This is a genomic window from Caecibacteroides pullorum, from assembly GCF_019239235.1.
Lineage (GTDB): Bacteria > Bacteroidota > Bacteroidia > Bacteroidales > Bacteroidaceae > Bacteroides > Bacteroides pullorum.
Window position 1 is genome coordinate 1 of record NZ_JAAZTS010000039.1, and the last position, 17,512, is coordinate 17,512.

General features: G+C 47.8%; 10 protein-coding genes. 4 read left to right on the forward strand and 6 right to left on the reverse strand.

Annotated elements, in window-relative coordinates; genetic code table 11:
- Positions 1–126 precede the first annotated feature (126 nt).
- A complete protein-coding gene (locus tag HF894_RS14470; protein WP_021848437.1) occupies positions 127–1,638 on the reverse strand; it encodes a PCMD domain-containing protein in 1,512 nt (503 codons plus the stop codon).
- A 315-nt stretch (positions 1,639–1,953) separates the two neighbouring features.
- On the opposite strand from HF894_RS14470, the gene aroC reads away from it, so the two are divergent.
- Together aroC and HF894_RS14480 are read left to right on the forward strand one after the other, a co-directional pair.
- The gene (gene aroC, locus HF894_RS14475; RefSeq protein ID WP_204973301.1) at positions 1,954–3,030 is read left to right on the forward strand and encodes a chorismate synthase; all 1,077 of its coding nucleotides are present in this window, start codon (positions 1,954–1,956) and stop codon (positions 3,028–3,030) included.
- A gap of 62 nt (positions 3,031–3,092) precedes the next feature.
- Complete coding sequence (locus HF894_RS14480; protein WP_204973303.1) at positions 3,093–4,445, forward strand: dipeptidase; 1,353 nt, start codon at positions 3,093–3,095, stop codon at positions 4,443–4,445.
- Between the two features lie 9 nt (positions 4,446–4,454).
- Here the strand turns inward: HF894_RS14480 and HF894_RS14485 are convergent, their stop codons facing one another.
- The 3 genes from HF894_RS14485 to mutA all read right to left on the reverse strand — a co-directional run bounded on the left by HF894_RS14485 (position 4,455) and on the right by mutA (position 10,976).
- Complete coding sequence (locus tag HF894_RS14485) at positions 4,455–6,632, reverse strand: DNA topoisomerase 3 (RefSeq protein WP_204973305.1); 2,178 nt, start codon at positions 6,630–6,632, stop codon at positions 4,455–4,457.
- 323 nt (positions 6,633–6,955) lie between these two features.
- Entirely contained in the window at positions 6,956–9,103 is a 2,148-nt protein-coding gene (gene scpA / locus HF894_RS14490) for a methylmalonyl-CoA mutase (RefSeq protein WP_021848433.1), read from the reverse strand.
- A 1-nt stretch (position 9,104) separates the two neighbouring features.
- Complete coding sequence (mutA, locus tag HF894_RS14495) at positions 9,105–10,976, reverse strand: methylmalonyl-CoA mutase small subunit (RefSeq protein ID WP_204973307.1); 1,872 nt, start codon at positions 10,974–10,976, stop codon at positions 9,105–9,107.
- Positions 10,977–11,217: 241 nt separating this feature from the next.
- Here mutA and HF894_RS14500 point away from each other — a divergent pair, with 241 nt between their 5' ends.
- A complete protein-coding gene (locus tag HF894_RS14500) occupies positions 11,218–12,885 on the forward strand; it encodes a putative transporter (protein WP_021848430.1) in 1,668 nt (555 codons plus the stop codon).
- Positions 12,886–12,990: 105 nt separating this feature from the next.
- On the opposite strand, the gene HF894_RS14505 is transcribed toward HF894_RS14500, so the two are convergent.
- Both HF894_RS14505 and HF894_RS14510 read right to left on the reverse strand, forming a co-directional pair.
- Positions 12,991–13,632, reverse strand: coding sequence for a cytidylate kinase-like family protein (locus tag HF894_RS14505; RefSeq protein ID WP_021848429.1), 642 nt, complete (start codon positions 13,630–13,632; stop codon positions 12,991–12,993).
- Between the two features lie 81 nt (positions 13,633–13,713).
- Positions 13,714–15,084, reverse strand: a complete 1,371-nt coding sequence (locus HF894_RS14510; RefSeq protein ID WP_021848428.1) for an MATE family efflux transporter — start codon at positions 15,082–15,084, stop codon at positions 13,714–13,716.
- Positions 15,085–15,192: 108 nt separating this feature from the next.
- On the opposite strand from HF894_RS14510, the gene HF894_RS14515 reads away from it, so the two are divergent.
- Positions 15,193–17,394: a tetratricopeptide repeat protein gene (locus tag HF894_RS14515; RefSeq protein WP_204973309.1), complete on the forward strand. Its 2,202-nt coding sequence runs from the start codon at positions 15,193–15,195 to the stop codon at positions 17,392–17,394.
- Positions 17,395–17,512: the final 118 nt, after the last annotated feature.

Genomic DNA, 17,512 nt, shown 5'->3' on the forward strand with positions numbered 1-17,512 from the left:
CAAAATATCGAGATTATCTTCAGAATATCGCTGCTTGAAAAAGTTAACAACGCTCTTATCGTTGATAAAGAAAAGAGGGTGAATCGCGTATTACGACACACCCTCTTTTCACACTCTATTTTAAAATTATTCGCCGATGATTTCCAGTTCATCCAACATCAAAGTACTGCCACCGGCACCTTTGAATACATCACCAAGCTTACTGGAAGAACATACAACGGCCAGTTGATACTTCTTGCCTGCATCATAGGTCTTTCCTTCCAACATCTCAAAGGGAAGTTCAAACTTCGTCCAATCGGCCTTGGCGGATCCGTCTGACAGAACGGCTACGGCTACACGACGGTCGGAAGTATTGATGTCATGTCCGTTCAAAGGAATGTTGTTTCCCTTGCTGTCCAATTGCTCTTCATACAAAATCGCCTGGATGGCACATTCATCCACCTGACCTTCTATCACTTCAACTTCTTCCGGTTTCTTTGCCCCTTCACCGTCGATGTACTTTTCACCCGGAGTGTACTTGTACCATCCTCTCAAGGTGACAGGCTTCTTGTCATACGGGATACCAAACTGAGTACTTGCCAACTTATCGCTTATCGCAAGACCAATATTGAACTTACCGGTAAAGACTGAACCAGCAGTCAAAGCAGGTACCAAAGCATTCGTCTTATCGCTGGTATCCATCGTAACCAACTTGATGGCAGAACCTGCTATTACGTCTTCTTTTTCCTGGTATACAGGGAATCCCTTCACTCCATACAAGAACAATAAAGATGCTCCCTGGACACTGGATGCCAACAAATCATCGGGAAGCGGTTCCTCATGAAGGGAAAGTCCCTGACCTACTTCTTTCCATTCGTCGAAGGTAAATGACAATACGGTCTGTGATCCCGATACAGAAGCCTTATAGACTTTTGTTGTACCATAATCCTCGGACACTACCGTATACGTGACAACCTTGCCGTTGGAGAAGTCTTGGGCTACCCCCGTAGCAGGAGTTACCGTAGCACCTTCGGATACTACAATTGTTGGTACAAGAGCCGTAACATCGGCACCCTCGTACACCTTGAATGTAATCGTATTGTCGGCATTGATTACCGGCTGCTCGGAAACACCTTCGTTGTCGAAAGTAAACGAAGTAATGTCGGCACCCGTAGCTTCCGTACCGTTCAGCTTGGTACCTTCGAAGGTTACCTTGACATTCTGCTCCAACTCACCGAGCATAGCCTTGATAGCCAGGTTCAAAGACAACTTGCCGTCGGCTGCAGTTCCTTGGGCATCGACAGACGCATCCAGCCCTGCTGACTCGACCTTCACCGTTGTAGTACCTGTAAATGTATAGGAACCGTTGCTCTCGGACAAGGGGCAATTCAACAGCTCAACATCGCCTACAGGAATACTCATGAAAGAGAAATCCTTGATATACAAGTTGATGGCCGTAGCACCGGCTTTCTCAACCGTGATTTTCTGATAGGAAGAGCCCAAATCATTTCCATCAACATTCACATTCAGCTCACCCTTGTAGCCACCGGCAATTTCCGTTTCAATCACTTGCGTATAGTCCGGATCGTCGTCGCTACAACCTGTAAACACTCCCATTGAACAAATCAATGCAAACAAATAAAACAAACTCTTTTTCATTGTAAAAAAACATGTTTAGTTAATAATTAGTTTCCATTTAGAAAGTGGTTAATATTCCATTTTTTATTTCGGCTGCAAAGGAAGATGTTTCAAACGAGTTCCACAAGACCTATTTCCTTGAATTGGTATTCCATTTTTAAGATTTTATTAGTTTAACACGATACCGCCAACATAGCTATTCAAGGAGAGTGACAAGAAAACTGTCTTAAAATTTGCGGCATCGGAAACTATTCCCTACTTTTATAGTGCGAAAAAGCCACTGAAGGCTACATGAAGCACAGCAGACTTATACACAACCCTTTAAAGCATCTGACTATGTTCAACTCATTCGGAAACATCCTACGCCTGACCAGCTTCGGCGAGTCGCACGGTAAAGGTATTGGTGGTGTCATCGACGGATTTCCCGCAGGCATCACCATCGACATGGATTTTATACAGAAGGAACTGGATCGCCGCCGCCCTGGACAATCAGCCCTCACTACTCCACGCAAAGAGGCCGACAAGGTGGAATTCCTCTCAGGTATCTTCGAAGGCAAGTCGACAGGCTGCCCCATCGGGTTCATCGTGTGGAACGAAAACCAGCACTCCGGCGACTACGACAACATGAAAGACGTCTACCGCCCCTCGCACGCCGATTATACCTACAAGACCAAATATGGCATCCGCGACCATAGAGGTGGTGGACGTTCGTCGGCCCGCGAAACTATTTCGCGTGTAGTGGCCGGTGCACTGGCCAAGCTGGCATTGCGGCAGCTGGGCATACGCATAACGGCCTATACCTCACAAGTGGGTCCCATCCGACTAGAAGAAAACTATACGGCGTATAACCTGGAGCTGACCGAAACAAATCCCGTCCGCTGCCCCGACCCTGAGAAGGCCAAAGAAATGGAACAGCTCATAGCCGAAGTAAAAGCCGAGGGCGACACGATAGGCGGCGTCATCACCTGTGTCATCATAGGATGCCCCGTGGGATTGGGACAGCCGGTGTTCGGCAAGTTGCAGGCTGCCCTGGCATCGGGCATGCTGAGCATCAACGCCGCCAAGGCCTTCGAATATGGCGACGGCTTTAAGGGGCTGAAGATGAAAGGTTCAGAACAGAACGACGTGTTCTACAACAACGCCGGACGCATCACCACTCATACCAACCACTCGGGCGGCATACAGGGAGGCATCAGTAACGGGCAGGACATCTATTTCCGCGTAGCCTTCAAACCGGTGGCCACCGTGCTGATGGAACAGCATACGGTAAACATCGACGGTGTGGACACCACGCTGAAAGCCCGCGGACGCCACGACCCTTGCGTACTGCCGCGTGCCGTACCCATCGTAGAAGCCATGGCTGCACTCACCATTCTGGATTTCTACCTGATAGACCGGACGACACAACTGTAAAAGTCTTTCCCATATATATCATATATAATGTGTAACCTTTCATTTATATTCCTCTTCCATTTATGATCAGAACTTATATCTCCGAAAACGAACCCCGCATGCTGGACGAATTGTTCAGCCTCATTCGCATTCCAAGTATCAGCGCCAAGCCCGAACACCACGACGACATGCTGGCCTGTGCCGAACGCTGGCGCCAACTGCTGCTCGAAGCCGGTGCCGACGAAGCCATGGTGATGCCCTCGCAGGGCAATCCGATGGTGTTTGCCCAAAAGACGGTAAACCCCAAAGCGAAAACCGTCCTCATCTACGCCCACTACGACGTGATGCCTGCCGAACCGCTGAAACTATGGAAAAGCGCCCCCTTTGAACCTGAAGTACGCGACGGCCACATCTGGGCCCGTGGTGCCGACGACGACAAAGGCCAGTCGTTTATCCAAGTAAAAGCATTCGAATACTTGGTAAAAAACGGTCTTCTGACGCACAACGTGAAGTTCATCTTTGAAGGCGAAGAAGAAATCGGCTCACCCAGCCTGGAAGCTTTCTGCCAGGACCATCGGGAGATGCTCAAAGCCGACATCATCCTCGTATCGGACACTAGCATGCTGGGAGCCGACCTGCCCTCGCTGACCACCGGCCTGCGCGGACTGGCCTACTGGGAGATAGAAGTGACGGGGCCCAACCGTGACCTGCATTCAGGCCACTTCGGCGGAGCGGTAGCCAACCCCATCAACGTGCTGTGCCAGATGCTGGCCCGCGTAGTGGATGTCGACGGCCGCATCACCGTCCCCGGCTTCTACGACGACGTGGAGGAAGTGCCGCAGGCCGAACGGGACATGATAGCCCACATCCCCTTCGACGAAGAGAAATACAAGGCCGCCATCGGGGTAAAGGAACTCTTCGGCGAAAAAGGTTACAGCACACTGGAACGTAACAGCTGCCGCCCGTCGTTCGACGTTTGCGGCATTTGGGGAGGTTATACAGGCGAAGGTTCGAAGACAGTACTGCCGTCGAAAGCCTATGCCAAGGTGTCTTGCCGCCTTGTTCCCCACCAGGACCACCACAAGATTTCACAGCTGTTTGCCGACTACATCCAGAGCATTGCCCCCGCTACGGTACAGGTAAAGGTAACGCCCATGCACGGCGGACAGGGCTATGTCTGCCCCATCACACTGCCCGCCTATCAGGCTGCCGAGAAAGGATTTGAGAAAGCGTTCGGACGAAAGCCGCTGGCCGTGCGCCGCGGCGGAAGCATTCCCATCATCTCGACCTTCGAACAGGTGCTGGGTATCAAAACGGTACTGATGGGATTCGGACTGGAGAGCAATGCCATCCACTCACCCAACGAAAACATGCCGCTCGATATCCTGCGCAAAGGCATCGAAGCGGTGGTCGAATTCCACTTGAATTACGATTAAACAGACACGTCAAGCATCGAACGGCTTACGGAAGGTACAACCATTGCGCCACTCGGAGCAACCGTAAGCCGTTTTTCCTTTGATAATGGTACCCTTTCCGCACAAGGGACACGGATGACCCACCCATTCATCGGCCAGTACCGCAGGAGCCGGAGCTGTTCCGGCATTGGCAGCCTCGGCCTTCTTCTTGCGGAGAGAACGTTTGCGAGGTTCCTTCTTCGGCAGGTCGTCGGAAGCGGAAGTACTACGCGCAACCTTACCCGCTACGGGAGGCGCCTGTACCGTAATGTGGCGGTTGCTGTTGTCCGACAGTACACTGGTCACAATCTCAGCCACCATCTGCTTCAGTTCTTCCAAAAAACGGGAGGCATCATACGTGCGACGCTCTATCTCGCGCAACTTCTTTTCCCAGATACCCGTCAGTTCAGCACTCTTCAACAATTCTTCGTGAATGGTCTGAATCAGCTCCACACCCGTGGGGGTAGCTATCAGATTCTTCTTTTCCTTGCGGATATAGTTACGTTTGAACAAGGTCTCGATAATGGCAGCACGGGTGGAAGGACGGCCGATACCGTTTTCCTTCAGGGCATCGCGCAGTTCATCGTTATCCACCAGCTTACCGGCGGTTTCCATGGCACGGAGCAGAGTGGCTTCGGTGTAAGGGCGCGGAGGTTGCGTCCATTTCTCCACGAGTTCGGGCACGTGGGGACCACTCTCTCCCTTGACGAAGGCAGGCAACACACGGTCTTCTTCGCCGTTCTCCTTATTCGCCTCGTCATTACCTCCCTCCTGCGCAGAAGCATTGGCCGTGAACACCATCCTCCAACCCGGATCGAGTATCTGCCGGCCGGATGTCTTGAACTCCACTCCGTCCACCTCACCCAGAACAGTCGTGGTCGAGAAACGGCAGTCGGGATAGAACACGGCGATGAAGCGGCGGGCAATGAGGTCGAACACCCGTCGTTCTACATCGGTGAGGTTAACCGGCGGCTGGCCGGTAGGGATAATGGCATGGTGGTCCGTGACCTTCGAATTGTCGAACACTTTCTTCGACTTCGTCAAGGTGGTTCCCTCCAGCGGCGCGGTCCAGGTCTCATAGCCCCGCAACCCCTTCAGGATGGAAGGGCATTTGGGATAGATGTCATCACTCAAGAAGGTCGTATCTACACGAGGATAAGTAGTGACCTTCTTCTCGTAGAGCGACTGGATAGTCTTCAGCGTGTCGTCGGCCGAGTAGGCAAACTTCTTGTTGCACTCCACCTGCAGGGAGGTCAGGTCGAAAAGACGGAGCGGCGCTTCCCGGCCTTCCTTCTTCGTCACAGAGGTAACGGTAAACGGCACATCCTTGATGCGTGCCAGCAGTTCCTCGCCTCTCGCACGATCTGTTATGGGATCTATACCGCGGTTCTCTTCCTCCTTCTTGGGCTTCTTGCCGGCGGCCAGGGCTTCCTTCTGCTTCTCTGCTTCCAGTGCCAGCTCTTCGTCGCTCTTGCGGATGAGGGCCGAGAAAGTAGTATCGCGGTAAACGGTATTGAGCACCCAGTATTGCTTGGGCACAAAGTTCTGAATCTCCAACTGACGGTTCACGATAAGGGCCAGTGTAGGCGTCTGCACCCGCCCGATGGAAAGCACCTGGCGGTTCTGCCCGTATTTCATGGTATACAGGCGCGTGGCATTCATGCCCAGCAGCCAGTCGCCGATGGCACGGCTCAAGCCCGCTTCGTACAGAGGTTGGAAGTCGGCAGCATCCCGCAGGTTGGAGAATCCTTCGCGGATGGCTTCTTCGGTCAGTGAAGATATCCACAGACGCTTCACTGGGCATTTGGCTCCAGCTTTCTGCATCACCCACCGCTGGATGAGCTCTCCCTCCTGGCCGGCATCGCCACAGTTGATGATCATGTCGGCCTTCTGCATCAGCCCCTCGATGACGTGGAACTGGCGTTCGTAGGTAGGATTACTGATGAGTTTGATACCGAAGCGGGGCGGTATCATGGGCAGGCTGCCCAAGCTCCACGTCTTCCAGCTCGGCGTATATTCATGCGGCTCCTTCAGCGTACAGAGATGGCCGAACGTCCAGGTCACCTGGTATCCGTTTCCTTCGATATATCCGTCTTTCTTCTCCTTCGCTCCCAGCACATCGGCTATGTCGCGTGCCACAGAGGGTTTCTCGGCTATGCAAACGATCATTACTTCTTCAGTTGTTTTTTATCGGGCAAAGATACAGATTTAATAAAGAATGAAAAAACGAAGAACTGGAAAATTCTCAGCCTCCAACTGAGGGAATATTTTTACTTGACTGGGGAAAAAGATTTTCCTAACTGGAGAATAAATCCCGCTATCTATAATAAAATTAACATATGATCACTGCAACCCTACAGACTTATCCTCCCTTCATGCTCTCTTAACCGCATAAAAAAAGCTCCGCCGAACCCAACCTTTGTTCGTTTTAATAAGAAGAAAGGCGGAAATGTAAACACATTCCGCCCTTCTTTAACAATTAAATCAATAAATTATTCTTCATCCATCAAGATCTCCAAAATCTGGCAAGCAGCCTTGGCAACCGAAGTACCGGGGCCAAAGATAGCGGCTACACCAGCCTTGTACAGGAAGTCATAGTCTTGTGCGGGGATTACACCACCGGCAATCACGACAATATCCTCACGGCCCAACTTCTTCAGTTCGGCAATGATTTGTGGAATCAAAGTCTTGTGACCAGCAGCCAGTGAAGACACACCTACTACATGTACGTCGTTCTCGACAGCCTCACGAGCAGCCTCGGCTGGAGTCTGGAACAACGGTCCCATATCTACGTCGAAACCGCAGTCGGCATAACCGGTTGCTACTACCTTCGCACCACGGTCGTGACCGTCCTGACCCATCTTGGCAATCATGATACGGGGCTGACGGCCTTCCTTCTTGGCAAACTTCTCGCAGAGTTCACATGCCTTGGCGAAGTCTGCATCGCTCTTACTTTCTGATGAATACACGCCTGAAATAGTTCTGATTACTGCTTTATAACGTCCTACAACCTTCTCGCAAGCATACGAGATTTCTCCCAAAGTGGCACGAACACGGGCAGCCTCAACAGCCAGTTCCAGCAAGTTGCCCTTGCCTGTCTTCACACATTCGGTGATGGCATCCAGTGCCTTGTCCACTTCTGCCTGATTACGTCCTTCCTTCAGACGCTTCAGGTTCTCCAGCTGTTCCTGACGAACGGCCGTATTGTCAATCTCAAGGATATCAATCGGAGCTTCCTTCTCGAGGCGGTACTTGTTCACACCGACAATGGTCTGCGCACCGCTGTCGATACGGGCCTGCGTACGTGCGGCAGCCTCTTCGATACGCATCTTGGGGATACCGGTTTCGATAGCCTTGGCCATACCGCCCAGCTTCTCAATTTCCTGGATGTGCTCCCATGCCTTGTGGGCAATCTCGTTGGTCAGCGACTCTACATAGTAGGAACCACCCCACGGGTCAACGTTCTTACAGATATTGGTCTCTTCCTGAATATAGATCTGCGTATTACGCGCGATACGTGCAGAGAAGTCGGTCGGCAGGGCAATGGCCTCGTCGAGGGCGTTGGTGTGCAGAGACTGTGTATGACCCAGTGCGGCTGCCATAGCCTCGATACAGGTACGGCCTACGTTGTTGAACGGATCCTGCTCGGTCAATGACCAACCTGAAGTCTGAGAGTGTGTACGCAAAGCCAGTGACTTCGGATTCTTCGGGTTGAACTGCTTTACAATCTTGGCCCACAACATACGTGCAGCACGCATCTTGGCAATTTCCATAAAGTGGTTGGTACCGATAGCCCAGAAGAAAGACAGACGTGGTGCAAAGGCATCGATGTCCAGTCCGGCACCCACACCGGCACGGAGGTATTCCAAACCATCGGCCAGGGTATAAGCCAACTCGATATCTGCAGTAGCACCAGCTTCCTGCATGTGGTAACCGGAGATGGAGATGGAGTTGAACTTCGGCATCTTCTGCGAAGTATATTCAAAGATGTCGGAAATGATCTTCATGGAGAATGCAGGCGGGTAGATATAGGTGTTGCGCACCATGAATTCCTTTAAAATATCGTTCTGGATGGTACCGGCCATTTCTTCAAGCTTGGCTCCCTGCTCCAGACCGGCATTGATATAAAACGCCATGACAGGCAGCACGGCACCGTTCATCGTCATGGATACGGACATCTTGTTCAAAGGAATGCCGTCGAACAGTACCTTCATGTTCTCCAGCGAGCAGATGGATACACCGGCCTTACCAACGTCACCCACTACACGTTCGTTGTCGGGGTCGTAACCGCGGTGCGTAGCCAAGTCAAACGCTACAGACAAACCTTTCTGACCGGAAGCTAGATTACGGCGATAGAACGCATTCGATTCTTCGGCCGTAGAGAAACCCGCATACTGACGGATTGTCCAAGGACGCAGGGTGTACATTACTGAGTACGGACCACGCAGGTAAGGAGGAATACCGGCAGCAAAGTCCAGATGCTCCATTCCTTCAAGGTCTTCTTTGGTATAAACAGGCTTCACATTGATGTGTTCCGGCGTCTTCCAATCAGCCTCAATGCCGTTAGCCTTCTGCCATTCAGCACCATTGACGGGCTTGAAATTGGCATATATATCTAAGTTTTTAAAATCTTTTCTCATCTTACTTCAAAAGTTTAGCGTTGTATTCTTTCAGTGTTTCCAGCACGTTGACACGAACATGGATGAAATTCTCGATACCGGCAGCCTTCAGTTCGTCCATGCAGGCAGGAGCTCCGGCAACGATGAACATAGCACGGCCATTCAAAGCCTTGAATGCGGGAACTGCATACTCGGCATATTCGTCATCGCTCGAACAGAGTACTACAATGTCGGCCTTCGCAGCTACGGCAGCTTCAACGCCCTCTTCTACAGTAGAGAAGCCCAGGTTGTCCACCACTTCGTATCCGGCGCAAGCCAGGAAGTTACAAGAGAACTGTGCACGTGCCTGACGCATAGCCAAGTTACCAATCGTCAACATGAATGCTTTCGGACGCTTGCCGGAAGTTTCAGTCTGCAGACGCAGAGCCTCGAATTCGCTGGCGGCACGGTCGAAATTCAAAGAAGGAACATCCTTTTCGCAAGTATCATGGTGCCCGCCACCACAGCAGCAAACAGCTTCCAACGGACGCTTTTCGCCAGCCAGCTCGGTGAAGTTAGGATACTGGTTGGTACCCAACAGAATCTCCTTACGCTTGGCCACAGCTTCGTGACGAGCCTTGTTGCTGGCATTCACAGCTTCCTGTACCTTGCCGGCCTTCACTGCTGCATAGAAACCACCTTCATCCTCAACAGCCAGGAACAAATCCCAAGCCTGCTTGGCAATGGACACTGTCAAGTTTTCAATATAATAGGAACCGGCAGCTGGATCAATCACTTTGTCGAAATGAGATTCTTCTTTCAGCAACAGCTGCTGGTTACGTGCCAAACGTTCAGAGAAATCATTCGGAGTCTCGTATGCCTTGTCGAAAGGAACCACCGTCATAGAATCAACACCTGCAAGAGCGGCACTCATTGCTTCAGTCTGCGTACGGAGCAGGTTCACATACGAATCAAAAACTGTCAGGTTGAAAGAAGATGTTTCAGCATGTATCTTCATCTGGGCAGCACACTTACAGTCGCCTTCGGCCAGATACGAATTCACGATATCGGCCCACAACATACGTCCAGCGCGGAACTTGGCAATTTCCAAGAAATAATTGGAGCTGATACCAAAATTGAACTTGATTTTTTTGGCAACCGTTGCAGCAGGAATGCCAGCTTCGGTCAGTTGATTCATATATTCATTACCCCATGCCAATGCGTATCCCAGTTCCTGATAAATATAAGCACCTGCATTGTTCAGAGTAAGCGCATTCACATTGATGACGCGATATTCGGGCAAAGCAGCCGTAGCGGCAATCAGTGCCTTGGCCGTATCTACCAAGCTACCTTTTTCCTTGCCCTTAACCAACATCTTGTTCAAATAGTCGAAGTTAATAGAACCATGCAACTTGTTCAGGTCATATCCCTTCTTCTGGAAATATTCTACCAACAAATTGGCCAAATCAACAACATGCCCTTGGCAAGTGGAAAAGTTCAACTCGACACATTCTGCACAAATACCTTCGAGCAACATTTCCAGATAAGCGGCATTCAGTTCCTTGGCCTTTACATGGAACGACAAAGAATCAATTCCTTTGTTCAGGATATCCAAGGCCTTGGCATTAGCTTCCTTCACATCGTCTACTCTGATTTCCTGACGTACCAGCCACTCATTGTTGTCTTTCTTGTTACCTCTCAAATAAGGGAATTCACCAGGAAGTGCATCCGTTGTCTTAAGTCCTTCAAGGTCTTCCTTACGGTAGAAAGGTTTCACTTTAAATCCTTCGTTTGTCTTCCAAACGAGTTTCTTCTCAAAATCAGCCCCCTTAAGGTCTGCTGTTACTTTTTCCATCCACTGCTCAGTGGTAACAGGAGAAAAGTCAGAGAAGAGTTTTTCTTTACTGTCTGCCATAGTTTATAAATTTAAAATAGATAAATACTATTCATCATTTTGTCGTCAATAGACATGCAAATATACTCAAATCAAATTAAAGACAATCCTTTTTAGTGAAATTTCATACCTACCACTAAACAAGTGTCAAGTCGACATTGCAAAATCGAAAAATTAAGAAAAAACTTTGGCTACAATTGTTGAATTAGCTAATTTTGCAGAATTGTTTTTCAACTACAAATAAAGATGTGTTAAGAATATTATGAATTGGTTAGAAAGCTTGTTATGGGACCCAGCTTCCGTAGCACATATTGTGTGCCTTTATGCCTTTGTCATTTCACTAGGTGTACTGCTGGGTAAAATCAAGTTCTTTGGAGTATCATTAGGAGTTACATTCGTACTCTTCGCGGGTATTCTGATGGGACATCTGGGATTTACAGGAGAAATTCACATTCTGCATTTCCTACGTGAATTCGGTCTTATTCTATTTGTATTCTGCATTGGTTTACAAGTGGGGCCGTCGTTCTTCTCGTCTTTCAAAAAAGGCGGTATGACATTAAATCTGCTTGCTGTCGGCATCGTTTTGCTGAATATTGCTGTTACATTGGCTATTTATTTTATAGCCAACGGCCGTGTGGACCTACCAATGATGATTGGTATATTATATGGTGCTGTAACCAATACACCAGGTCTCGGTGCTGCCCAAGAAGCCCTGAACCAGCTGAACTACACAGGTGAACCTATAGCTTTGGGTTATGCCTGCGCATATCCGCTCGGCGTCGTAGGTATCATCGGCTCCATTATTGCTATCCGTTACATCTTCCGTATTTCACTTTCCAAAGAAGATGAGCAAATTAAAGTACAAGACAATGATACGAAGCACAAGCCCCACAACATGCATTTGGAGGTACGCAATGAATCCATCAACGGAAAGACGCTGTTACAGGTAAAAGATTTCCTGGGACGTCCGTTTGTCTGCTCGCGTATCCGCCACGAAGGCCATGTCAGTATCCCCAATCATGAAACGGTATTTTATACTGGAGACCAACTGTTCATTGTTTGTTCTGAAGAAGATGCTGAAGCCATCACTGCTTTCATCGGTAAAGAAATTCAAGTAGACTGGGAAAAACAAGACATGCCGATGGTCTCCAGACGAATTTTGGTCACCAAATCAGAAATAAACGGAAAGAAATTAGGAAGTATGCACTTCCGTAGCATGTATGGTGTCAATGTAACCCGCGTAAATCGTTCTGGTATGGACTTGTTCGCTGATCCGAACCTAATTCTTCAGGTAGGTGACCGCGTTATGGTCGTAGGCCAGCAGGATGCTGTAGAACGGGTAGCTGGTGTATTGGGCAACCAGTTAAAGCGTCTGGATACTCCGAACATCGTCACAATCTTTGTCGGTATTTTCATGGGTATCGTATTGGGTAGTCTACCTATCGCTTTCCCAGGCATGCCTACTCCCGTAAAACTAGGTTTAGCTGGTGGACCGCTGGTAGTAGCCATCCTCATTGGGCGTTTTGGACACAAGTTAAAACTAGTAACCTATACCACAATGAGTGCCAATCTGATGTTACGCGAAATAGGTATTGTACTCTTCCTGGCAAGTGTAGGAATAGAGGCAGGTGAGCATTTTGTACAAACAGTGGTGCATGGAGACGGTTTATTGTATGTCGGTTACGGTTTCCTCATCACAGTTATTCCACTACTCATTATCGGTGCCATAGCGCGTCTTTATTTCAAAGTCAACTACTTCACTCTGATGGGTCTTATCGCCGGTAGTAATACAGATCCCCCTGCACTGGCCTATGCCAATCAAGTAGTATCGGGCAACGATGCACCTTCGGTTGGTTATTCTACCGTATACCCGCTGTCCATGTTCCTGCGTATCATTGCCGGTCAAATGATTCTGTTGGCCATGCTTTAGTATCTTCCTTGAGGAATATAAAAATATCAGGCGCAAATTGCACACTTCAAAAGGCTGTACAATCTGCGCCTGATTTATATTTTCAAACCGTATAACGAATATCCATCAACGGACAGTAATATCCAAATTCAGTTTCTTGCGCACAAACTCCTCTATGTAATCTACCGTACCGGCAATACCCAAAACAGACGAATCGATACACAGATGATAGGTAGCAGCAGCTCCCCACGTTTTATAACTATAATAATTGTAATATTCCGAACGCTTTTTATCCGCCTTTTCCATCATTTCCTCAGCCTCTTCCTTGGATATGCCGTGAATACGGCACAAACGTTCCATCCTATCTTCTGGCGTTGAAGATATAAATATATTGGCACAACGAGGATGATCACGCAAAATATAGTCAGCACAACGTCCCACAAAAAGGCACGACTTCTCATGAGCTAACCGACGAATAACATCACTTTGTACTTTAAACAATGAATCATTACTCAAACAATTGTTGGTCGGAATAGTTCCATCACCTATAAACGGGAAACGCATACCAAACAATCCGCCCATAATGCCTTGAGAAGGGCGTTCATCCGCTTTTTCAAAAAACTCACGGCACAATCCACTTTCTTCCGATGCCAACTGAATCAGCTCTTTATCATAAAAAGATATATTCAACCGATGAGCCAGACGTTCGCCTATCTCGCGCCCGCCGCTTCCCAACTGACGGCCAATATTCACTACAAAATATTCCATAAACCTTTATTATTAACACGTTTGCTGCAGGCAAATATAAAAAATCTCACGCAAACGAACGAACACATAGCAAAAAATGTTTCACACAGATAAAGACTGACGAGCCGCCGCTTTGTGAAATTTACGAAACTGCAACAACAACATGACTGCAGCAATAATACTAGCCAACAAATCGGACACAGGCATACTGATCCATACACCTAACGCGCCAAAGAAATGTGGTAGGATCAGCAGACATGGAAGCAGAATCAACAACTGACGAGACAGCGACAAGAAAATAGCCTTTCCAGCCATACCTATACTCTGAAAGAAATTGGCTGTTACCATCTGAAAACCTATTATAGGGAAAAACATAACGATAATGCGCAGTCCACGAGCCGACAAATCTATCAGTTCGGCGTCCGAAGTAAAGATACTCACAACCAGTCGCGGTACAGCCATACCTACAACAAAGCCAAAAGTTGTTACGACCGTAGCATATACAATGGTCAGTTTCAACACCTTGGTCACGCGCTGATAGAGTTGCGCTCCATAATTATAGCCGGCTATAGGCTGCATACCCTGATTCAATCCCATCACAATCATTACGACAATATATACCAGACGATTGACAATACCAAATGCACCGATAGCCAAATCGCCGCCATGACGTTTCAATCCCTGGTTAATCAGAATGACAATAAAACAGGCAGCCATATTCATCAGAAACGGTGACATGCCGATAGCCAACGAATCGACCACAATCTTGCGCTTCAAACGGAATATGCCACGATGAAAATGAAGCAATTCATTACGATTACTAAACAACTTGAACTGCCAAAGCAACGCTATAATCTGGGCCAATATCGTAGCAATGGCTGCACCACGGATACCCCACCCGAAGCCATAAATAAACAAAGGGTCGAGAATAGTATTGATAACAACCGTAGCTACTGTGGCATACATTGCTTTCTGCGGATGCCCAGAGGAACGCAGCACAGAATTCAATCCAAGGTACAAGTGCGTAACAGCATTGCCGATAAGAATAATTTCCATATAGTCACGTGCATAAGGCACTGTATCATCACTACCACCGAAAAAATAAAGAATGGGATCAAGAAATGGCATCACCACTAACGTAAAAGCAACACCTAGTAAAATATTCAGTACTAAAACATTACCCAATACGCGTTGAGCCGTATCATAATCCTTTTGGCCCAACTTGACCGACACCAGCGTGGAAGCCCCCACACCAACCAACGAACCGAAAGCCGCCGCAAGGTTCATCAACGGGAAAGTCAACGCCAGGCCCGAAATGGCCAATGGCCCTACACCATGGCCGATAAAGATACTGTCGACCATATTATACAAAGAAGAAGCCGTCATCGCAATGATTGCAGGAACGGCATACTGCATCAATAATTTTCCAATGTTTTCTGTACCCAACGCTGTGGGAGTATTCAATCCTGCCATATCTATTTCACCTAAACATTTTTACGGGTGCAAAGGTAGGCAAAAACAATGGAAATCCGATATAATTACACTATCTTTGCTCCCGATTGGACACCACATTATTCTATTATGGACGAACAAACCATCAACGAACAACATAACAGTATCATTGCTCTACTAAAAGGCAAACGCCTGAAAGAAGCACAAACCCAACTGACCTCCATGTTGGCAACCTGTCCCGACTGGACATTACATAATCGATTGGAACAAGCACAGACTTCTTATAACTACATGCTGCAATATATGAAGCAAGGCGTAGACGATCCTGAACGAGGCAAACTATATATAAAACTCCTAGCGGAGACATGGGCTATTGCTAACCAAGCACGACTAATATTGCTCGACGAAACATCTTCTGCCTATGGCTATTACCAGACATTACACTACAAGAATCGCCATACAGCTGTTCGTCTGGACGGATACCTGCATGCACTGGAAACATTTCAGGACGACGTGGCCGTATGTAAGCTAATTACCGACAACAACCAAAGCTTCAACCACCTGCAGAAACGCCATGAAGAAACAAACCAAAAGTTATTCCAATCCATTTGGGGTAATAGTGAATGGACGGCCGAAGAGGACACTCAAGCACAAGCATTCCTTTCTTCTAGTTTATTACGTTCCATTGATCTTTGTCTGGTTGTAAGCGCCGTAACCATGAGCCTTCAAGCTTGTTTTGACATTCGCAAGTGCCTGTGGCTACTCGAAGCCTGCCAACACAAAGAAACAATTGTGAGCCAACGGGCATTGACCGGCCTACTCCTGACTCTGAATACGTACCCTGACCAATGTCTGCTCTATCCAGAACTGAAATCACGCATCAACCTATCTGATGAAAACGGATGGCTAGGAAAAGAGCTAAACCGTATCAGCCTCCAATTACTGCAAAGTCAGGAAACAGAAAAAATAGACAAAAAAATGCGTGAAGAAATCATTCCTGAAATGATAAAGAATGTCAGCATGATCAAAGGAATGAAACTTGGGTTGGAAGAAACGGCAGACGAAAACGATCGTAATCCCGATTGGGAAAATACTTTCGAGAAATCAGGGTTAGGAGATAAGATTCGTGAAATGAACGAAATGCAGATGGAAGGTGCAGACATCTATATGAGTACATTTGCACAATTGAAATCAGGACCCTTCTTCGGCCAGTTATCCAATTGGTTCTATCCATTCGATCCGCTACATTCCAGCGTGTCGACCCTGTTCGGTCCGTCAGATACAGGTGAGAATGCAGTCTTGAATGTTATCCTACAATCAGGTTTCTTTTGCAATAGCGACAAATACTCACTCTGCTTCACCATGGCCCAATTACCTCCATCCCAACGCAACCTCATGTTACACCAGCTTACCCCTCAAGAATTGAATGAGATAATGGACAACGAGCAGGCCAAAATGATGAAACAGTATGCCGAACGCCCTGAAGTCATTAGCAACCAATATATACACGACCTATACCGTTTCTTCAAGCTAAACCCACGCCGACGTGAATTCGAAGACCCCTTTAAGGATGATTTCGCTTTCTATGACTTGCCTATCCTCAAAGGCATTCTGGATAAGCCAGAATTATTGACTGCTATAGCTGACTTCCACTTCCGTAAGGAACACTATTCTGAAGCCCTTGTGCTCTACAGACGACTAGAGGCTAAGAACAAAGCCCATGCAGACCTCTTTCAGAAAATTGGTTATTGCCTGCAGAAAGAAAAGAAATATGCAGAAGCCATCGAAGCCTATCGGAAGGCGGATATCCTGAAGCCTGACCATCTGTGGACCATACGTCACTTAGCCACCTGTTACCGACAAATACACAATTTCAGCATGGCCTTAGATTACTATCAGAAAGCGGAAGGCATACAGCCCGAAAACGCCAACATACTATTCTTTATTGGAAGTTGCCATGCCGAATTGGAAGAATACAAGGAAGCGTTGCAATATTTTTTTAAGATGGATTTTCTGGACAGCCATTCCATAAAAGCCTGGAGAGGGATCGCTTGGTGTTCTTTCATGACTGAAAAATATGAGCAAGCCGATAAATATTATCAGAAGCTACTACAAGAAAAACAAGTCCTTGCTACAGACTGGCTCAATGCAGGACACGTAGCATGGGTACAACACAAACCTGACGTTGCAGCCGAACGCTACGGAAAAGCAATCGCAATGTATGGAAGTAAAAGTGACTTTCTGGATTTGTTCAATAAAGACCGCGATATCCTTATCAGACATGGTATCCATGAAGAGGACATACCGCTAATGGCCGACATTGCCAATTAAAAACGTTGGTACATTAGTGTCCCGTTAAAATGGGACGAGTTAAACAATTAATCAAAAAGCCCCGGAATCAGGGGATCATTTAGATCTTTGACATCATTGAAATTAGTCTTGTCGAACA